Annotated in this window: 16 protein-coding genes and 2 pseudogenes; 6 read left to right on the top strand and 12 right to left on the bottom strand. The window is 69.7% G+C overall.

Annotated elements, in window-relative coordinates:
• The first annotated feature begins 95 nt into the window (after positions 1 to 95).
• On the top strand, positions 96 to 446 hold the full coding sequence (locus ACFJIX_RS15480; protein ID WP_377152437.1) for a hypothetical protein: 351 nt from the start codon (positions 96 to 98) through the stop codon (positions 444 to 446).
• A gap of 125 nt (positions 447 to 571) precedes the next feature.
• Here ACFJIX_RS15480 and ACFJIX_RS15475 read toward each other — a convergent pair whose 3' ends face one another.
• Entirely contained in the window at positions 572 to 910 is a 339-nt protein-coding gene (locus ACFJIX_RS15475) for a hypothetical protein (protein ID WP_377152435.1), read from the bottom strand.
• A gap of 114 nt (positions 911 to 1,024) precedes the next feature.
• Here ACFJIX_RS15475 and ACFJIX_RS15470 point away from each other — a divergent pair.
• Positions 1,025 to 1,156, top strand: a pseudogene (locus tag ACFJIX_RS15470) (alpha/beta hydrolase); the annotation flags it as partial.
• A 43-nt stretch (positions 1,157 to 1,199) separates the two neighbouring features.
• On the opposite strand, the gene ACFJIX_RS15465 reads toward ACFJIX_RS15470, so the two are convergent.
• Positions 1,200 to 2,744: a methyl-accepting chemotaxis protein gene (locus ACFJIX_RS15465; protein WP_377152432.1), complete on the bottom strand. Its 1,545-nt coding sequence runs from the start codon at positions 2,742 to 2,744 to the stop codon at positions 1,200 to 1,202.
• A 343-nt stretch (positions 2,745 to 3,087) separates the two neighbouring features.
• Here ACFJIX_RS15465 and ACFJIX_RS15460 point away from each other — a divergent pair, with 343 nt between their 5' ends.
• Together ACFJIX_RS15460 and ACFJIX_RS15455 are read left to right on the top strand one after the other, a co-directional pair.
• Positions 3,088 to 4,509: an alpha/beta hydrolase family protein gene (locus tag ACFJIX_RS15460; protein ID WP_377152430.1), complete on the top strand. Its 1,422-nt coding sequence runs from the start codon at positions 3,088 to 3,090 to the stop codon at positions 4,507 to 4,509.
• 22 nt (positions 4,510 to 4,531) lie between these two features.
• Positions 4,532 to 4,684 (top strand): hypothetical protein, encoded by a 153-nt coding sequence (locus ACFJIX_RS15455; protein ID WP_297531206.1) that lies wholly within the window; start codon positions 4,532 to 4,534, stop codon positions 4,682 to 4,684.
• Between the two features lie 99 nt (positions 4,685 to 4,783).
• Here ACFJIX_RS15455 and ACFJIX_RS15450 read toward each other — a convergent pair.
• The 3 genes and pseudogenes from ACFJIX_RS15450 to ACFJIX_RS15440 form a co-directional block, all read right to left on the bottom strand.
• Positions 4,784 to 4,965: pseudogene (locus tag ACFJIX_RS15450) on the bottom strand (CsbD family protein).
• 137 nt (positions 4,966 to 5,102) lie between these two features.
• Positions 5,103 to 5,471, bottom strand: a complete 369-nt coding sequence (locus ACFJIX_RS15445; protein ID WP_377152427.1) for a YdaS family helix-turn-helix protein — start codon at positions 5,469 to 5,471, stop codon at positions 5,103 to 5,105.
• Between the two features lie 177 nt (positions 5,472 to 5,648).
• Entirely contained in the window at positions 5,649 to 6,221 is a 573-nt protein-coding gene (locus ACFJIX_RS15440; protein ID WP_377152425.1) for a hypothetical protein, read from the bottom strand.
• A 240-nt stretch (positions 6,222 to 6,461) separates the two neighbouring features.
• On the opposite strand from ACFJIX_RS15440, the gene ACFJIX_RS15435 reads away from it, so the two are divergent.
• Positions 6,462 to 6,680, top strand: a complete 219-nt coding sequence (locus ACFJIX_RS15435) for a 4-oxalocrotonate tautomerase family protein (RefSeq protein ID WP_377152422.1) — start codon at positions 6,462 to 6,464, stop codon at positions 6,678 to 6,680.
• Between the two features lie 23 nt (positions 6,681 to 6,703).
• On the opposite strand, the gene ACFJIX_RS15430 is transcribed toward ACFJIX_RS15435, so the two are convergent.
• Positions 6,704 to 7,387, bottom strand: coding sequence for a Fic family protein (locus tag ACFJIX_RS15430; protein WP_377152420.1), 684 nt, complete (start codon positions 7,385 to 7,387; stop codon positions 6,704 to 6,706).
• A 58-nt stretch (positions 7,388 to 7,445) separates the two neighbouring features.
• Positions 7,446 to 8,708 carry an NAD(P)/FAD-dependent oxidoreductase gene (locus ACFJIX_RS15425; protein WP_377161504.1) on the bottom strand — a complete coding sequence of 421 codons (1,263 nt, stop codon included), beginning with the start codon at positions 8,706 to 8,708 and terminating at the stop codon, positions 7,446 to 7,448.
• Between the two features lie 301 nt (positions 8,709 to 9,009).
• Here ACFJIX_RS15425 and ACFJIX_RS15420 point away from each other — a divergent pair, with 301 nt between their 5' ends.
• Positions 9,010 to 12,714: an RICIN domain-containing protein gene (locus ACFJIX_RS15420; RefSeq protein ID WP_377161502.1), complete on the top strand. Its 3,705-nt coding sequence runs from the start codon at positions 9,010 to 9,012 to the stop codon at positions 12,712 to 12,714.
• A gap of 24 nt (positions 12,715 to 12,738) precedes the next feature.
• Here ACFJIX_RS15420 and ACFJIX_RS15415 read toward each other — a convergent pair whose 3' ends face one another.
• The 5 genes from ACFJIX_RS15415 to ACFJIX_RS15395 all read right to left on the bottom strand — a co-directional run bounded on the left by ACFJIX_RS15415 (position 12,739) and on the right by ACFJIX_RS15395 (position 18,021).
• Positions 12,739 to 14,463, bottom strand: coding sequence for an ATP-binding protein (locus ACFJIX_RS15415; RefSeq protein ID WP_377161500.1), 1,725 nt, complete (start codon positions 14,461 to 14,463; stop codon positions 12,739 to 12,741).
• A gap of 115 nt (positions 14,464 to 14,578) precedes the next feature.
• Complete coding sequence (locus ACFJIX_RS15410; protein ID WP_377161498.1) at positions 14,579 to 15,484, bottom strand: SDR family oxidoreductase; 906 nt, start codon at positions 15,482 to 15,484, stop codon at positions 14,579 to 14,581.
• A gap of 76 nt (positions 15,485 to 15,560) precedes the next feature.
• Positions 15,561 to 16,532: a glutathione S-transferase family protein gene (locus ACFJIX_RS15405; RefSeq protein WP_377161496.1), complete on the bottom strand. Its 972-nt coding sequence runs from the start codon at positions 16,530 to 16,532 to the stop codon at positions 15,561 to 15,563.
• On the bottom strand, positions 16,529 to 17,002 hold the full coding sequence (locus tag ACFJIX_RS15400) for a GNAT family N-acetyltransferase (RefSeq protein WP_377161494.1): 474 nt from the start codon (positions 17,000 to 17,002) through the stop codon (positions 16,529 to 16,531). The genes ACFJIX_RS15405 and ACFJIX_RS15400 overlap by 4 nt, the downstream gene beginning before the upstream one ends.
• Positions 17,002 to 18,021, bottom strand: coding sequence for an NADP-dependent oxidoreductase (locus ACFJIX_RS15395; protein WP_377161492.1), 1,020 nt, complete (start codon positions 18,019 to 18,021; stop codon positions 17,002 to 17,004). Before ACFJIX_RS15395 ends, ACFJIX_RS15400 begins: the two co-directional genes overlap by 1 nt.
• Positions 18,022 to 18,214 lie beyond the last annotated feature (193 nt).

The raw sequence follows: 18,214 nt of genomic DNA, 5'->3' as shown, positions 1-18,214 counted from the left end.
GTCAATCGATTGACGGGGCTAACCACGAGCGAAAACCTGGCGCGGCGATGTCACACTCTCGCGCTTTATTTTTACAGCTCGAGGGAGAGAAGAAAATGCCACCCAATATCAAGGTGTACCGCGTGCACCGTTTGCTCGCTGCCCTGTACGGTCTGCTGGGGCTTGCGATTTCGGGCGCTGTCGCGTTCGGATCGGGCAAGGACAGCGTGCTGGCGGCGCTGCCGGTGCTGCTGGTGTTCGGCGTCATCTGCGCGATGCACGGTTTCACGGCACGAGCCGCCCGCAAGGGCACAGCGGGCGGCCGAACGGCGTCCAGGGCCATCGCCATCCTGATGCTGCTCGGATTCCCAATCGGCACCCTCATCGGTGCCTACCTGCTGTTCAACAGCCGCGACTGGCCGAAGCCGGATGAGCCGCTGTCGCGGGAAGCGAAACTGGACTTCTGATCCCGCACGCTTGCGCCACTGCTTCGACGAGGCATTCAGCCGCGCTTGACAGAGCGCAGTCTGCGCGCGTCGAAAGGCCGCGGCATCGGATTCGTGGACGGCGACTTCGATCGCCGCCGCCCTCGCTACGGTTGTTCGTCAGCCGCGGCGAGCGCCCGCTTCAGAAGGGGAAGCACCGCGTGGAAGTTCAGGGTCAGGTCTTTCTCGGACCTCACCGGATGTGGAAAGCGAACCTGGTACACGCCCCGACGTCCTGGAGACACCCCAAGGATTCTTGCGATGTCGGGGCCCTCGCTTTCCCAGGCGATGCCCACCTGCCCGCCACTGGGATCCTGGATGAACAGGTCTCCATTTCGTTTGGGCCACGGACCCGGCCAGGGCGCGCCGACGTATCCGAGGCGCCATCCATCGATCTCGGACCCTGCGATCAGTTGGGTCACGTCGTAAGCGGTCTCGTGCTTCATGCCGGTGAGCGTAGCCGACGCCGAACCTGCAGCAACTCGATCACATGCTCAAGCAGCGCTTCTACGCGGAGCCACGCGAGGTCTTCGCCACGGAGGTCATGCACGAGAACGCGTTGGAAGCGCGACGTGCCCGACGCAGAGGTCCGGTTCTTCGACACCGGCCGCTTCGCGCTGGAAACGCACGTGCGGGAGATCGGTCCTGTGATCCGCGAGTGCCTGGACCGCAAGGTGCCTCGCGCGAAGTGAGCGGCCGAGACGGCGCATGCCGCCGCCTCGGCCCGAGGTCGTATCAGGCCAGCTTGAAGGTCGCCACGACCTTGACGAGCTGCTCGGCCTGCGCCTTCAGGCCGCTCGCGGCGGCGGCCATCTGCTCGACCAGCGCGGCGTTCTGCTGCGTCGCCTGGTCGATGTGGGTGACGGCCTCGCCGACCTGGGCGACGCCGCTCGACTGCTCGCTGCTGGCCGAGCTGATCTCGCCGATGATGTCGTTGACGCGGCGGATGCTGCCCACGACCTCGGTCATCGTCTCGCCGGCCCGGTCCACCATCTTCGTGCCCTGCTCCACCCGCTCGACGCTGGCGGTGATCAGGCGCTTGATCTCCTTGGCCGCCTCGGCGGAACGCCCGGCCAGCGAGCGGACCTCGGAGGCCACGACGGCGAAGCCGCGACCCTGCTCACCCGCGCGGGCCGCTTCCACCGCCGCGTTCAGCGCCAGGATGTTGGTCTGGAAGGCGATGCCGTCGATGACGCCGATGATGTCGCCGATCTGACGCGACGAGTCGTTGATGCCCTTCATGGTCTCGACCACGCGGCCGACCACCTCGCCGCCCTGCACCGCCACGTCCGACGCGTTCTGCGCCAGCTGGTTGGCCTGGTGCGCGCTATCCGCGTTGTGACGCACGGCGGCGCTCAACTGCTCCATCGAGGAGGCCGTCTCCTCCAGCGAGCTGGCCTGCTGCTCGGTGCGCGCGCTCAGGTCCATGTTGCCCACGGCCATCTCGTCGCTGGCGGTCTGGATGCCTTCCGAGGCCTGGCGCACCTGGCGCACGAGGTCGGTGAGACCGCTGCTCATCTTGCCGAGCGAACCGACCAGGTAGGCGATCTCGTCACGGCCCTCGACCTGCAGGCGCTTGGACAGATCGCCCTGGGCGACCGCGTCGACGAGTTCGATGGCCCGCGCCAACGGCCGCGTGATCGAGCGGGTCAACGCGATCGCCAGCACGATGCCGAGCGTGATCGCGACCCCGCCCAGCACTTCCAGATGGAACTGGGCGCGCGCGGTGTCGGAGGCGATGGTCTGGTTCAGGTCGTCGATGACCTTGCGCTGGTAGTCCAGCACGGCGGTCAGGGCGGCCACGTAGGCCGGCGCGACGACGCTGAACTCGCTGTCGTAGATGCGGTTGGCCTCGTCGGCCTTGTCGGCGCGCTTGGCCGTCATCATGCGGTCCCGCGCGTCGAGGTAGGCCTTGCGGGCCGCGTTGAACTTCTCCAGCAGCGGCTTCTCGCTGTCGTCCGTCGGCAGGTCCGCGAGGGCCTTGACGATCTCGTTGCCGCGCGCGGTCGAGGCCTTGGCCTCGTCGCGGAAGAGCGCCTCGAGCCCGCCGTCCGCATTCTTCGCGATCGCCTTGCCGCGCGTCACGCCGGCGACGACGTTGCGCAGTTGCTCCTCCAGCAGGCGCTCCTTGGCCAGCGGCGACGCCATCATGGCCTGGACGGCGACCGACGCGCTGTTCAGGCGCAGCACGCTGACCACCAGCATCAGCGCCAGCAGCAGCAGGATGAGGGCAAAGCCAGCGCCAAGCCGGGTACCGACACGCATGTTGTTCAGAGTCATGAGGACCTCATCCAGGACAGGGGGTGGAAGCGGTCGGCGGGTGCTTGGGGGGAGCCCCCACCGGGTTGGGCGCGAGCCTATGCGCTTGTTTCATCGGCGGACAGACCCGGCACGGGCGCGACCCGAGCGGCGCCGTGAACAGCTTGACGAAAGCCGCTCCGTTACGCGGGGAGGGGACCGGCCCCCGCAGGACGGATCGACGACAGCCCGGTCCGCGGATGACGCTCGTCGGCCCGGATGGCAGTTCGTCACGGCTCGCCGGTAGCGCGTCACCTGGCGGTCGCCTCGAGCGGGGCGGACATCGAGACTCCGGCTCTCCGATGATGGACCTGCGAGGAAAAGAATGACATCACTTGCCGTGCTGCCGCTGTGTGCGCTGCTGGCCGCGACGCCCGCTCCCACAATGGCCCAGCCTGCCCCGGCGGATCGGGCGCCCGCTGCCATCCCGCTCACGACGAGCTGCCTGGTCGGCGCCTATCGACTGGAAAGCGGCCGGACGCTGGACATCGCGCCGGCCCGAGGCAACAGCTTGCGCTGGACCGCGTTCAGCGGCGAGACGGGCCGGCTGCGGCCCCTGCCCGACGGCGCCTGGGCGAGCACCGTCGGATGGACCGACCGCCCGGCGGCGGACACCCTGTCGTCAGCCGACTGCGACAAGGGCGAGATCACCTTCGGCGGACAGCGCGGCCAGCGCATCGCCTTCGACGTGCGCGAGACCACCTTCGATGCGGGTGGCGTCCCGTTGGTCGGGCGTCTGGTCATGCCCAGGGGCCAGGGCCCCGTGCCCGTGGTGGTACTGCTCCACGGCTCCGAATCGGACTCCGCACGCGAAGGCGATGCGCTTCAACGCATCTTCCCCGCGGAGGGCATCGGCGCCTTCGTCTACGACAAGCGGGGCACCGGCGGCTCCGGCGGCGCTTACACGCAGGACATCGGCGTGCTGGCGGACGATGCGGTGCTGGCCATGAAGGAGGCTCGTCGACTGTCGGGCTCACGCGCGGGCCGCATCGGCTATCAAGGCGGCAGCCAGGGCGGCTGGGTCGCGCCGCTGGCGGCGGAGCGCGCCCCGGTGGACTTCGCTGTCGTGAGCTTCGGCCTGACGGTGTCCATGCTTGAGCAGGACCTGCAGAGCGTCGCGCTGGAGATGCGCGCCAACGGGCATTCCGCGCGGGACACCGAGGACGCGCTGGCGCTGACGCGCGCCGGCCAGCAGGTCATCGAGACGCGTGGCAGGGAAGGCTACGAGGCGTTCGACGCACTGCGGGAGCGATACCGCTCCCGGGCCTGGTTCAAGGACGTGCGGGGCAACTTCCTGCATCTGGTGCTGCCGCTCGACAAGGCGCAGATCCTCGAGGGACTGAACACGACCTACAAGTTCGACGTGTCTTTCCGCTACGACCCGATGCCGACGCTGCGGGCCTCCCGCACGCCGCAGCTCTGGGTGCTCGGCGTCGACGACCGCGTCGCGCCAAGCGCCCGCTCCGAGGCGGACATCCGCGCCCTGATCGCGGCGGGCAAGCGCTACACGCTCGCCGTCTACCCCGGCGCGGATCACGGCATGACCGAATTCGAGCGCACGCCGGATGGGCAACGCGTCTCCACGCGTTACGCCGAAGGCTACTTCGCATTGATGCGGGACTTCATCCGGAACGGTCAGGCCGCAGACGTCGGCGATCGGTACTGGGAAAGCCGTCATCACCCGACCCTTGACGGTGAAGTGACCGGGGCTCGCGGCAGTAGTAGAGTGCCGCCATCCCGACCCTGAACGACCAGAAGGAAATCAAGCCATGCCAAAAGGCGAGCAACGCAACGACAAGGCCAACAAGAAGCCCAAGAAGGACACCAGCACCCCCAAGGAATCGTCCTCCGTCTCCACCCGGCCGGTCGCGCCGATGACGGCCGTGATGCCCAAGGGCAAGCTGAAGAACAAGCCGGGCTGATCGCCCGCTTCGTCCGACCGGTCCGGATCGACCGGTCAGGACCATGAGAAACGCCGGCGGGACGCGAGTCCCGCCGGCGTTTCCACTGGAGCCGGGCGATCAGTGCTTGCCCGCGTCCTTGGCTGCTTCCTTCACGTCGCCGTAGGCCTTCTGGGCCTTGCCGTCGACCTGCTGGCCAGGCCCTTGGCCTGTTGTTCGGTGCTGCCGACCACTTCACCGGTCTTCTGCTGCACCTTGCCAGCGATGTCCTTGGCGGCGCCCTTCACTTGGTCCTTGTTCATCATCATCTCCGGAAGTTACTGCGTGTCCCGCAGGGTGCGATGGCACTGGAATCATCCTAGGCGGGGCGGCTCCCGCCGGGTGACGGCGGGCGGCGCATCCTCCCGTCGGAGCGGTCCTACAGGTTTTCGAACAGGCGCTACCGCCCATCGCACGCCCGGGAGAATGGATTGCGCCGGGGCATGTTGGCGATCTCCTGCAGCGTCCACAGCTCGGCCGGCGTCATGTGGACCAGTTGCCCCAGCGCGGGCAGGCGGTCCGTGGGGATCGTGCGGCCGCCCGTGCGGGCTTCGCTGACGTGCTGCCGGGGGACCTTCAGATGACGGGCCAGCGCGGCCTGGCTGCCGCACAGGCGCACGGCCCGATCGACCGCGCCCTGCCAGGTCGGCGTCGACATGGGCGCGGTGGCGTCGCGGGCGACCGCCAGGACGCCTGAGATGGCGCCTGGGATGGCGTCGGGGATGGCGTCGGGGATGGCGTCGGGAAAGAGGGTTCCAAGAGTTTCCATGACGAAAGATCCTGCTGCCGCGTCGGCGGACAGCCGATGGCGCCGCCTGGGCCCGCGGGCATGGCGGCGTGACCGCATCGATCGGGCGCAGCGACGGCGGCCCGGGCAAGGCGGAACGGCGGAGCGCGCGCCGTCCGCGCCAAGGGCGTGGACGTGTTCGCGCGCCATCACGGCCGTTCAGCGCCGGGGCGGTCGCTCCCGTCGTGTGTCGCCGATGCTGCGCCAGATCGGCGGCTCGGCGCGTGGCCAATGGCCGTTGGCGCTCGCGGGCGCGGGCACTCGCGGCATATCGACATTCGCCATGGGCAGGACATAAGCGCCCAGCGCCGCCGCGTCGCACAAGGAAGGCCCGTCGTGATCGTCCAGCACGACGGTGGGATCGCCGGCCTGGTGGTGATGGCGCTCGAACGGACCATGGGCATGGACATGCGCGGGCTTCCGGTCGCGCTGGAGCTGCAGCTGCTGCCGGGCCCGCGCGGTGTCGAGGGCCTGCGCGGTCTCCTGCCCTGCCAGCACCTGCAGGCCTCGATGGACGAGGTCACGCCATGTCTGCGCCAGCGTCCACGCGTCGTGATCGTGATCGACGGTGGCCGCGGTCCGGTGGTGATGCGTCGGGCCGAGCGTCGTCAGCCGCGCGCCCGCGGCACCGTACAGCGGGACCGCGGCGCACAACAGCAACAGCAGCACGCCTCGCGAGTGGCGCAGCCAGCCGGCGAGCATGCGGGCGAAGGATCCGGTCGCAGGGCGCATCGCGACGCAGCGTCGCCCAGCTTCATGTCAGCCGCATGACCGGACACCCGGAGCGCGCTCGGCGTCCCAGGTTCCCGGGTCGCCTTTTCGGATTGCAATTCCGGCTCGCCTGCCTGGCTCGTGCAACCGGCACGCATTGTTGATGCCCGTTGGCATGTGATGACGGCGAGAGGCTCTTTTTCGACGCGTGCCGATTCCGAAGAATCACTCCCGTCATCACTTCATTTCAACGAGGCCACCATGCCCTTCGCCAACATCAAGCTCCCCGAGGGCGTCGCCGACGCTGCCCGCAAGGAGGAGATCATCCACCGCGTCACGGCCATGTTCGTCGAGTACTTCGGCGAAGGCGCACGTCCCTACACGATGGTCCTGGTCGACGAGGTCGCCGACGGCGGCTGGGGACGCGCGGACGAGACGCTGACGCTCGAGAAGATGGGGCTCAAGCCGAAGCAGTCGTAGACACGGCCAGGACCCCGCGGGCGCTACGCGACGCCGTGCGTCCGGCCGGGCACGTCGACGTCGTAGCGCACCGCCTTGCCCGCGCCGTGCGCGCGCAGTTGACCGGCCGCGGTCATCTCCGACAGGTCGCGGGTCGCCGTCGCCTTCGACACGCCGGTCATCTTCATGTACTTCTCGGCGTTGAGCCCGCCGAGGAAGCCGCCGTCGCCATCGTCGAGCAGGCGCTGCAGCACCTTGCGCCGGCGCTCGGCGAGCGCCCCGGCGGCATGGGTGTCCCAGAAGCGGCGCTTCTGGACGGCGGTGTCCATGACGTGATTGGCGGCATCGCAGGCGCCGGTGTACTGGCGCACGAACCATTGAACCCAGGCCGTCAGGTCCATCCCGCCAGGCGAGCCCTTCAGCGCCGCGTAGTACTCGGTGCGCGCGGCCAGCAGTTGCCTGGACAGGCTGTGGAGCCGCATCGGCGGTCTGAGATGCTGGGCAATCGCCATGTCGATGATCGCCCGGCCGACGCGGCCATTGCCGTCTTCGAACGGATGGATGCTCTCGAACCAGAAGTGCGCGATCGCGGCACGCGCAAGACCGTCCAGTCGCGGGCCATCCTCCGACGGCGGCGCGCCCTTGCGCGGCGTGGTGGCGGCGAACCACGCGAGGAAGCGCGCCATCTCGGCCGGCACGTCGCGCGACGCGGGCGCCTGGTAGTGCACGGCATTTACGGCTCATCCGGTGAGCCGTATTTCGTCAAATGCGGCTCACGCCATCGATTCAACCCAGATAGGCCGCCGCGCCGTCCCCGGCGACCAGGCCGCTGGCCATCGAGGCCGTCAGCAGGTAGCCGCCCGTCGGCGCTTCCCAGTCCAGCATCTCGCCGGCGATGAACACGCCGGGTCGGGCCTTCAGCATCAGCCGCTCGTCGAGCGACTCGATCGTCACGCCGCCCGCGGTGCTGATGGCCTCGGCGACGGGGCGCGCCGCGCGCAGGCGCAGCGGCAGTGCCTTCAGCGTGCGGGCCAGCGTCGCCGTATCGGCGTACTCGTCCTTCGTGAGCACCTCGTGCAGCAGGCCGGCCTTCAGGCCTTCGATGTTCAGCCGACTCTTGAGGTGCGAGGACAAGGACCGCGAGCCGCGCGGATGGGCGACCTGCTCCAGCACCCAGGCCGCGTCGCGGCCGGGCAGCAGGTCCAGGTGCACGAGCGCTTCGCCGTCGCGCTCGAGCTTCTCGCGCAGCAGCGCGGACGCCGCGTAGACGAGCGAGCCCTCGATGCCGGTCGCCGTCACGACGAACTCGCCCTGGCGCGAGAAGCGCCGGCCGTCGACGCCCTCGGCGGTCAGCGCCACCGGCTTGACCGGCTGGCCCGCGAATTTCTCGGCGAAGAACGGCGACCATCCCGGCGCCGCGCCGTCACGCGTCGTGCCCAGATCGAAGCCGCAATTCGCGGCGCGCAGCGGCGACACCGTCGCGCCGACTTCAGCGAGCAGCGGCGCCCAGGCGCCGTCGGACCCCAGCTGCGGCCACGAGGCGCCGCCCAGCGCGAGCACGACGGCATCCGCGGTCACGGTCGTTTCGCCTTCGGGCGAGCGCAAGCGCAGCGCGCCCGCCGCGTCCCAGCCCAGCCAGCGATGCCGCATGTGGAAGCGCACGCCCTGCGCGCGCAGTCGGGACAGCCAGGCACGCAGCATCGGCGCGGCCTTGAGGTCCCTCGGAAAGACGCGCCCGGATGTCCCGACGAAGGTCTCGACGCCGAGGCCCTGGGCCCAGGCGCGGAGGGCTTCGCCGTCGAAGCGGTCGAGCCAGGCGCCGACCTGGCGCTGGCGCTCGAAGAAGCGCGAATCGAAATCGGGGCGAGCCTCCGAGTGCGTCAGGTTCAGACCGCCCTTGCCCGCCAGGAGGAACTTGCGGCCGACCGAGGCCATGGCGTCGTAGAGGTCGACGGAGAGACCAGCACGGGCGAGACGCTCGGCGGCCATGAGGCCGGCGGGGCCGCCGCCGATGACGGCGACGCGACGGGGGGATTCGGAGATGGGCATGGGATGGAGGGTACTGCGCAAGGCCGCGCAGTGTGCCAGACGGTCGCGGATCTCCCGGATCCGGGAGATCGGGAGATCGGGAGATCGGGAGATCGGGCGACGCGGGGTGCATGTCCTTTCGCGGCGGGCTCAGGCCGACTCACCCGGAAGAGGTACGGCGAATCGCCGCGCTTACCGTTGATTGCAGCTCTTGCGCCTACCCGTTGGAACCGCTTTCAGCTCGCGGAAAAAATGAATCGGATGGCAGTCGCGCCGCCTCCGGTCGCGTCCGTTCCCCAACCCACATCAGCGAGAGACGCGCATGCACCCCTCCTCCAGCCCGAACGTGGCCAAGCTCCAGGCCGCGCCGACCACGATCGCGCTGGCCGTCAGCGTGCTGCTGAGCGCCTGCGGCGGCGCCGACTCACCCGACGCGTCGGCAGACCCGGTGGCGGTCGACCACGCCAGCGCCGAGGCGCTGGCCCCCGATCCGTCGCCGGTGGTGGCCGCGGGCCGCTACGTGCTGATGAACGCGCTGACCGGCAAATGCGTCGAGGCCTTGCCTGCCGCCGCCGATGGCGGACGTGTCCAGCAGACGACCTGCGGCGACAGCCTCCACCAGGCCTTCGACCTGAGCCTGCAGAGCAACGGCTTCTACAAGCTGGTCAACGCCGGAACGTCGAAGGTGTTGGAACTGGCCGGTTCCTCACGCGCCGACGGCGCGGCGATCCAGCAGTCGAGCAGCAACGACACCGATGCGCAGCGCTTCCGCCTGTGGCGCGCCAACGGCAACCGGGTCCGGATCGTCAACGTGTCCAGCGGCAAGTGCTGGACCCTGCCGAGCAGGTCGGGTGCCAATGGCGTGCAGATCCAGCAGGCCAGCTGCCTCACCGCGGAGGCGGTGCACCAGTTCTTCCTCTATCCACGTGACTCGGCATCGCGCGGCCTGCTGCCGGTGGGGCAGTACAACGTGCGCGGCGTTCAATCGGATCTGTGCCTGGACATCGAAGGCGCGAGCATGGCCGACGGCGCCAAGACGCTGCTGGCAGCCTGCGGCAGTGCGGCCAGCCAGCGCTTCGAGGTCAGCGCCGCGGCCGACGGCAGCTACGCGTTCCGCAACGTCAACAGCGGCAAGGGGCTGGACGTCAGCGACATCTCCACCGTGAACGGCGCACTGATCCAGCAATGGAGCTACGGCGCCGGCGCGAACCAGCGCTTCGCCGTCACGGTCAAGGGCGATGCCTTCAACATCGCCGCCAAGCACACCGGCAAATGCCTCGACGTGAAGGACTTCAGCGTCGCCGCCGGCGGACGCATCCAGCAATGGGATTGCGGCAACGGCGACAACCAGCGCTGGCGCCTGCAGGCGACGGATGCGCAAGGCCCGGCACCGACGCCGGCGCCTTCGCCTGCTCCGGCGCCGTCACCCACACCGCCTCCGGCTCCGGCGCCGTCACCCACGCCGCCTCCCCCGCCGCCGCCTCCCCCGCCGCCGCCTCCTCCTCCGCCACCGCCGCCGGCGCCTCCGCCGGGCCCGGCTCCGGCGCCAGGTCCCGCTCCCGCGCCAGGTCCGGCACCGACGCTGACCCTGCCGATCGAAGTGCTGGGCGCCGGTGCTCCCGATGCGCCGACCATCGTCAGCGCCGAGCTGTCGCTCGATGCCGCCTCGCTCTCCACCGCCACCCAGTTGGTGGTGCGCTGCCACCGCTGCGGCTTCTACAACTCACCGGAGTTCGAGGCGCTCAGCAAGCCGCTGACGCCCATCGCCGGCAGCCTGCGCGTGGTCGGCGCCGCCAACGCCAACAACACCAGCGCCGCCGCGTGGATCCCGATCAGCGACACCGGCGTCCAGCTCGACGATGTCGAGCGCTCGCACGGCGGCGTCAACGGCGGGCTGCTGACCATCCGCTTCCGCGTGCCGCTGGACAGCACCGCGCGGGCGCGCCTCGTGGCGATGCCGGCCACCAACCGCATCGAGTTCCGCTTCAACGGCACCGACGGCAACTCCAACGGTTTCCGCATCCTCGACCTGCAGCTGCAGGACGCGAGCGGGCGCAACCTCGCGACCAATCCGCGCCGCTGGGCCGACATCGCCGTCGAGAAGCAGGCCGGCCGTCCCTGGACGGCCGATGCCGACGCGGGCAAGGCGCTGTGGAACGCCTCCGGCCTGCTGCTGAAGTCGCCGGTGGTGAACAGCCGCATGCGCGCCGCCTGTGCGTCCTGCCATGCGGCGACGGGCCGCGACCTGCAGTACTTCAACTATTCCAACCATTCGATCGTCCAGCGCTCGCGCTTCCACGGCCTGAGCGAGACGCAAGGCCGGCAGATCGCCGCCTACCTGCGCGCGGCGCTGACGCAGGTTCCGCACGTGCCGCAGGCCACGCCGTGGAATCCGCCGTACCAACCCGGCCCCGGGCTGGACAGCAGGCCCGCGGTCGAATGGGCGGCCGGCGCGGGCATCGACGCGGTGCTGCCGGACGCGAAGTCCTTCGTCAACGTCTTCGCCGGCAAGGCGGCCGGCAGCACGGCCGCGGTGACGCAGGCCGAGCTCGATGCCGCGATGGATCCGAGCCCGGGCAAGGTGCTGAACACGCGCGAGATGCCGATCCCGCTGCAGCTGCCCGACTGGAATGCCTGGCTGCCCATCACGCATCCGCTGGACATCTGGACGCCGGACGCTGGGCAGGGTCAGGGCTTGTTCGAGACCAAGGGCGATGACGGCTCGAACCCGATCAAGGTGGTCAAGCGCATCGCCGACTGGCTGGCCGCCAACAAGAACCCGAACGGGGTGTACGGCGACTGGAGCCACCTGAGCGCGGACCAGCGCGAACGGGCGATGTACTGGCTGACCGATCCGGGCGCGAAGACGCTGGACTTCGTCGGCGGCGGTCGCGGCAGCCGCGTGTCGCCCAATCCGTCGCAGCCCTACGGCGCGGAGATCGGCGGCCGCAAGCTGCAGGCCCTGCTGTCGCCCTCGACACAGTCATCGGCAAGCGCGCTCTATCCGAATGCGAAGGCCGGCTACAGCAAGGAGGCGTTCATCGAGCGGGCCATGTTCGGCATGATCCACTGGATGGGCGTCAAGCAATGGGAACTGGCGCACGAGTACGGTCTGGAGAGCTCAACCTCCTCCTTCCGCGGCAGGAAGGACGCCAGCGGGAAATGGGTGGGCGAAGGCGAGAAACGCGGCTGGCCGTTCAGCTGGCCCAGCGTGTTCTACATGGCGCCGCACATGCTTTACGTCGACGAGCAGACACCGCAGGGCAAGCGCGAGTTCTATTTCTCGTGGGAGCCGCGCCTCACCTCCTACTACCGCACCAACCAGTGGTACCAGTTGCAGATGACGGTGAACCCGGGCTGGTCCGGGGCGTCGGAGGGGCCGATGGACTGGCCGTACCACATGGGCTTCACGACGGCGGTGGTGGACGACCTGATGACGGCGAAGGCACCGTCGCAGGTCTCGGCCTCCCACCTGGCGCGCTACTTCCAGGTGCGGACCAAGCTGGCGCAACTGGCCAACACCACCCTCTCCTTCAACAAGCCGGATCCCGCGGCGCCGACCGACCTGTTCCGCAACGAGGGACATCGCAGCCGCGCGTCGCTGGCGATCCACAAGCTGGGCGTGGGCGAGGTCGTCGATCGCGGGCCGGAGAGCTGGGAGAAATCGCGCTTCCGGCTGCTGGACGACGTGACGCCGGGACTTCACCTGATGTTCATCAACAGCTCGATCTCGCTCTACAACGCGATGTACGCGAACACGAGCTACGAGCAGTGGCGGCGCTGCGACCCGAACGCGCTGTTCGGCAGCGAGCCGGAGACCAAGTCGGGCTTCCGCTTCTGCCTCGACGCGAAGCGCACGCCGCTGCCCTTGAACGGCAAGGGCCAGCCGCACCTGGTGGGCGGATGGGTCGACTGGACCAGCGAGCAGTACATCACCTGGAGCGTCATCTCCTCGCGCAACCATGGCGCCGAGGCGCAGCGGCTGAAGACCTTCTCCGACTGGAGCGGAAGGATGTGGCGCGAGTGAGGCGGCCTAGGCGGCCTAGACGGCCTAGGCGGCGGCCGGCACGGCCGGCAGCTCCAGCGTGAAGCGGGAGCCTTGCCCGCTCTCGCTGTCGACGAGGATGCGCCCGCCCATGCGCTCCATGAGCTGCTTGCAGATGACCAGCCCGATGCCGTGCCCGGGCTGGTCCACGCGCCCGAGCCGGTTGAAGGGCTGGAACAGCTGGGAGCGCTGTTCGGGGCTCAGGCCGATGCCGTTGTCGGCGACCTCGATGCGGAAGCCGCGCGGTTCCGCGCAGGCGCGGACCTTCACCCAGCCGCCGCGCCGGTTGTACTTGATGGCGTTGGAGATGAGGTTGTGCAGCACCTGCTCCAGCCGGATGGGATCGGCCTGGACGAGGGGGAGCGTGCTGTCCTCCTCGGGCGTCATGCCGACCTGCAGGTCGACGCCGGCCGCCGCCGCCGCCGGCTGCGCGAGTTCCACCACGCGGCGCAGCAGCGGCCCCGCCTGCAGCGGCAGCGACTGCACGGTCAGCGTGTTCGCCTCGACACGCGACAGCGTCATCATGTCCTCGATCAGCACCAGCAGATGCTTGGCCGCCTCGTCGATGTGCCGCAGGCGCGACTGCTGCACATCGTCCAGCGGGCGCTTCGGATCGTGGGCCAGCAACTGGCTGAAGCCCAGCACCGCGTTCAGCGGCGTGCGCAGCTCATGACTGGCTTGGGACAGGAACTCGCTCTTGGTCTTGCTCGTGACCTCGGCCAGCTCGCGGGCCCGGTCCACGTCCTGCAGCCGCATGCGCTCGCCGAGCTCGCGCTGCAGCAGCTCGCCGCGCAGCCGCACCTGGCGCTGCAAGGCGCGGTTCCACAGCAGCGTCACGCCGAGCCCGGCGACGACCAGCGCCAGCGCGACACCCACGCCCCACAGCGCGCGGCGCTGCCAGCGCATCGCCGCGGTGTCCTGCGTGATCCAGCGGTCCGCGATGGCCTGGCGCTCGCTGTCGCCGATGCGCGTGAGCGCCTTGTCCAGGATGCGGCCCAGCATCGGCCAGTCGCGCCGGTAGCCGATGCCCAGCCCGTACGCGTAGCCGATGTCGTCCACCACCCGCAGGTTGCCGATGCCGTCGCGCCGCATCAGGTAGGTCGCGCCGGCCAGGTCCACCACCGCCGCGCCGACCTCGCCGCCGGCCAGCCGGCGCAGCACCGTGCGGTCGTCGACCTCGACCTGCAAGGGATTGGTGGCGTAGCGGTCGCGCAGGAACTCCGCCACCGCGTAGCCGCGCGCCACCGCCACCGCCTCGCCCGGTCGCAGCGGGTCGTCGCCCGCGCCGGCGCGGCGCAGCAGCACCGCCGGCACCGTGATGTAGGGTCGGGTGAAGCCGAAGCGCTGCGTGCGCTCCGGCGTCTCGCGCAGCGACATCTGCACGTCGAGCGTGCCGGCCGCCAGCGCGTCCAGGTTGTCCGCGAAGGGCCGCGGCGGCTGGAATTCGAAGCGCAGTCCGGTGAGCTCCATCAAGCGCCGCGCGTAGTCCACCGACAGGCCGGTGAGGCGGCCTTCCTCGTCGACATAGGTGAACGGCCCGTAGCTCGCCGAGCCCCCGACCCGCAGCACCGGATGCTGCGCCACCCAGGCGCGCTCCTCGGTCGTCAGCCAGTCACGCGAATCGGCGTGCCCCTGTCCCGCCAATGCCAGCCACGCCGCCACGGCCGCGGCCAGGATCGGCAGCAGGCGCGGCAGCACGCGCAGAAGTCGGGGGAGTGCGAACAGGACCACGCAAGGATTGTGGGCCCGCCTCTCCGGCGCGAGGGGAAGGGCTCTCCCGCATCCGGGGGAGGTCCCTGTCAGAAGTGTCAGGTGTCTCCGACACCTTGCCGTGCGCTGTCCGGCTTCAGCCGCGCAGCGAGGCCCGCAGCTTCGCGCCGATCTCCGGCTTGTCCTCGAACGGATCGGTCGGGTTGCGCAGCTGCATCACGCCCTCCAGCCGCGTCTGCACGCCCTTGAGCGCCTGCGGGTGGCTGAAGATGTAGAAGCGCTCCTCGTCCATGGCCTCGAACACCATGCGCGCGACGTCCGCCGCCGTCAGCTTGCCCGAGCTGACCGCCTTGTCGGTCATCGCCTGCGAGATGAGCTGGCTCCTGGTCGGCTTGTCCGCGCCCAGGTGCCCGGGTCCGTCGGCAGGCCGGTTGCGATGACTCTGCGTGATGCCGGTGGGCACGAAGAACGGGCACAGCACCGACGCGCGCACCTGGTCCGTCACCAGCGCGAGGTCCTGGTACAGCGTCTCGCTGAGCGACACCACCGCGTGCTTGGACACGTTGTAGACGCCCATGTTGGGCGGGTTCAGCATGCCGGCCATCGAGGCGGTGTTGACGATGTGCCCCTGCCATGCGGGGTCCCGGCCGGCGGCCTCCAGCATCATCGGCGTGAACAGGCGCACGCCGTGCACCACGCCCATCAGGTTGACGCCCAGGACCCAGTCCCAGTCCGACAGCGCGTTCTCCCAGATCAGCCCGCCCGAACCGACACCGGCGTTGTTGAACACGAAGTTCGGCGCGCCGAAGCGCTCCTTCACCGCGGCCGCCAGGGCCTCCATCTGGTCGGCCTTGGACACGTCGACGCGTTGCGCCAGCACCGGGTGCGCGGCGAACTCCGACGCGGCCCGGTCGAGCGCGTCCTGCTGCACATCGCACAGCACCAGGTTCATGCCGCGCGACGCGGCGATGCGCGCCACCTCGAGCCCGAAGCCCGAGCCCGCGCCGGTGATCACTGCGGTCTTGCCTTGATAGTCCTTCATGCGCTTGTCTCCTTGATGCGTTCTTGTCCTGCATTCCACGCAGGCACCCGAGCCCGTCTTCGCGGGCCCGATCGGGCTATGCGCGCTTCAGCGCGTAGCGGATGCGCGGGAAGTGCACGTGCACGCGGCCGGCGCGCTCGTCCTCGCGGGCCAGCGTCACCGTGCGGCAGCTCAGGCCCACGAGCGTGCCGGCGACCGCGTCGCGGGCGTAGTCGTAGGGCGTGACCGTCACGGCGTCGCCGGCGGCGAAGCCCAGGCCCTCCTCGACCCGCGCGGGACGCGGTGTCGAGGTCTTCGCCAGCGCGATCGCCGCGGCGCCGTCGAGCTTGCCGGCCCGCTCACCATGACCGATCGCGGCGACGCGGCCCATCCAGGCCCGCAGCGCCTCATGCGGCTGGAAAATATCGGCCAGCGGCCCGGTCCGGGTCACGAACCACAGCGGGTGATAGACGCTGAGGTCGGCGATGCTCGTCTCGTCGCCGAGCAGCCACGGCCGGCCGTCGGACAGCATCGACGAGAGCCACTCGAGGTACTGCGTCAATGCCGCGCCGGCGTCGACGCCGCGCACCTGCGGCATGCCCTCGCTCATTGCCTTGCGATCGGCGACGAAGATCTTCAGCATGTCCGGCGGCGCCCCGGCGAACAGCGCGGTCGCGCCCGCCGGCTGCATCGCATACGGCAGCGCGGTCCAGAACAGGTCCGTGTCGGCCCACTGCGCCAGCATGCGCGCGTGGCCGGCGACGGCCGCGGGGTACAGGCTGGGCGTCGGACGACGGCCTTCCAGCACCTCGGCGATCAGCGCGGTGTCGCAGTAGATGTCCGCGCCGAGCTGCAGGAACGGCGTGCGGCGGTAGCCGCCGGTCAGCGCCACGACATCAGGCTTGGGCAGCACCATCGGCACCGTCACCGAGTGCCACGCCAGGCCCTTGAGGCCCAGCATCAGCCGCGCCTTCTCCGCGAACGGCGAGCTGCTGTAGTGATGCAGGACCAGGTCGTCGGCGGACGGCAGGCCGGCGGAATGGGGGGACTCGTGGGTGGGGCCGCTCATGGCGTCGCGTCCTTGCGCATGTCGATGTGGGGGATGCCGTCCTCGTCGTAGACGTCCGAGATCGGCGTGAAGCCGAAGCTGCCGTAGAACTCGCGCAGGTGGGCCTGCGCGCCGAGCTCGACCGGCTGGCCCGGCCAGAGCTTCTGGCATTCGCACAGCGCCTGGCTCATCAGCGCGCGGCCCAGGCCGCCGCCGCGGGCCGTCGACGCCGTGATGACGCGGCCGATGCGCGCCGAGCCGTCGCCGATCGACGGCGGCAGCAGACGCGCGTAGGCGAAGAGTTCCTCCGCGCCGTCCACGCCCTGCCCCACTCCTTGCAGATGCCAGGCGTGCTCGTCGAGCCCGTCGGGGTCGAGGTAGAGGCAGCGCTGCTCGATGACGAAGACCTCGGCGCGCAGGCGCAGCGCGCGGTACAGGCCCCGGACGCCGAGCTCGTCGAAGGGCTGGTTGATCCAGCGCGGGCCGACCATCAGATCAGCTTCACCAGCTGCTTGCCGAAGTTGCGGCCCTTGAGCAGCCCCAGGAAGGCCTCGGGCGCGTTCTCCAGGCCCTGCGCGACGCTCTCGCGGAACTTCAGCTTGCCGGTCGCGACCAGCGTGCCGAGTTCCTTCAGCGCTTCCGGCCAGATGTCCATGTGCTCGGAGACGATGAAGCCCTCGATCTTCATCCGGTTCGTGAGGATCAGCTGCGGCAGCGTCAGCGGGATCGGCTCGCCGTTGTAGCCGGCGATCATCCCGCACATCGCGATGCGGCTGAACGCGTTCGAGCGCAGCATCACGGCGTCGAGGATCATGCCGCCGACGTTCTCGAAGTGACCGTCGATGCCGTCCGGGCACTCGGCCTTCAGCGCGGCGGACAGCGACTTGAGGTCGGTGTGCTGCTTGTAGTCGATGCATGCGTCGAAGCCGAGTTCCTCGACGACGTAGCGGCACTTGTCGGCGCCGCCGGCGATGCCCACCGCGCGCGCGCCGCGGACCTTGGCCAGCTGGCCGACCGCGCCGCCCACCGCGCCGCTGGCGGCGCTGACCACCACCGTCTGGCCCGGCTTCGGATCGATGATCTTGACCAGGCCGTACCACGCGGTCACGCCGGGCATGCCCACCGCGCCCAGGTAGGCGGACAGCGGCACATGCGTCGTGTCGACCTTCTGCAGCACGCCGCGCTGGTTGGCGTCGACGAGCTGGTACTCCTGCCAGCCGCCCATGCCGACGACCTTGTCGCCGACGGCGAAGTGCGGGTTCTTCGACGCGACCACCTCGCCCACGGTGCCGCCGATCATCACCGCGTCCAGCGGCTGCGGCGCGGCGTAGCTCTTGCTCTCGTTCATGCGGCCGCGCATGTAGGGGTCGAGGCTCAGGTAATGGTTGCGGACCAGCACCTGGCCGTCCGCGAGTTCGGGGATCGGCTGTTCGACCAGCTTGAAGTTGTCAGTGCCGGCCTCTCCGGTCGGGCGGGACACCAGATGGATCTGGCGGTTCACTTGGCTCATCGGGGGCTCCTCGGTCGTTGTGGATCCATGTCAGCGCATGGCTCATGAAGGGGAATCGCGGGCGGAAACCCGGCCACGATCCGTGACGGAATGCCGACGATTGAACCACGCCCTCTTCCCCCTTCACGTCCCTCGGGTGACAGAAAAGAACGAGCGTGCTTTTTCTGAGGCGACCTGCAGATTCGTGTCAAGA

The organism is Roseateles sp. UC29_93 (genome assembly GCF_042695725.1).
GTDB lineage: Bacteria > Pseudomonadota > Gammaproteobacteria > Burkholderiales > Burkholderiaceae_C > Roseateles > Roseateles noduli_A.
The sequence above is the reverse complement of the archived record's forward strand: the minus strand, read 5'-3'. Positions and strand labels throughout refer to the sequence as shown.

Excerpts from the sequence above, each read along its gene's own strand:
- ACFJIX_RS15480 (WP_377152437.1), top strand. The coding sequence starts at position 96 with ATGCCACCCAATATCAAGGTGTACCGCGTGCACCGTTTGCTCGCTGCC.
- ACFJIX_RS15475 (WP_377152435.1), bottom strand. The coding sequence starts at position 910 with ATGAAGCACGAGACCGCTTACGACGTGACCCAACTGATCGCAGGGTCC.
- ACFJIX_RS15465 (WP_377152432.1), bottom strand. The coding sequence starts at position 2,744 with ATGACTCTGAACAACATGCGTGTCGGTACCCGGCTTGGCGCTGGCTTT.
- ACFJIX_RS15460 (WP_377152430.1), top strand. The coding sequence starts at position 3,088 with ATGACATCACTTGCCGTGCTGCCGCTGTGTGCGCTGCTGGCCGCGACG.
- ACFJIX_RS15455 (WP_297531206.1), top strand. The coding sequence starts at position 4,532 with ATGCCAAAAGGCGAGCAACGCAACGACAAGGCCAACAAGAAGCCCAAG.
- ACFJIX_RS15445 (WP_377152427.1), bottom strand. The coding sequence starts at position 5,471 with ATGGAAACTCTTGGAACCCTCTTTCCCGACGCCATCCCCGACGCCATC.
- ACFJIX_RS15440 (WP_377152425.1), bottom strand. The coding sequence starts at position 6,221 with ATGCGCCCTGCGACCGGATCCTTCGCCCGCATGCTCGCCGGCTGGCTG.
- ACFJIX_RS15435 (WP_377152422.1), top strand. The coding sequence starts at position 6,462 with ATGCCCTTCGCCAACATCAAGCTCCCCGAGGGCGTCGCCGACGCTGCC.
- ACFJIX_RS15425 (WP_377161504.1), bottom strand. The coding sequence starts at position 8,708 with ATGCCCATCTCCGAATCCCCCCGTCGCGTCGCCGTCATCGGCGGCGGC.
- ACFJIX_RS15420 (WP_377161502.1), top strand. The coding sequence starts at position 9,010 with ATGCACCCCTCCTCCAGCCCGAACGTGGCCAAGCTCCAGGCCGCGCCG.
- ACFJIX_RS15410 (WP_377161498.1), bottom strand. The coding sequence starts at position 15,484 with ATGAAGGACTATCAAGGCAAGACCGCAGTGATCACCGGCGCGGGCTCG.
- ACFJIX_RS15405 (WP_377161496.1), bottom strand. The coding sequence starts at position 16,532 with ATGAGCGGCCCCACCCACGAGTCCCCCCATTCCGCCGGCCTGCCGTCC.
- ACFJIX_RS15400 (WP_377161494.1), bottom strand. The coding sequence starts at position 17,002 with ATGGTCGGCCCGCGCTGGATCAACCAGCCCTTCGACGAGCTCGGCGTC.
- ACFJIX_RS15395 (WP_377161492.1), bottom strand. The coding sequence starts at position 18,021 with ATGAGCCAAGTGAACCGCCAGATCCATCTGGTGTCCCGCCCGACCGGA.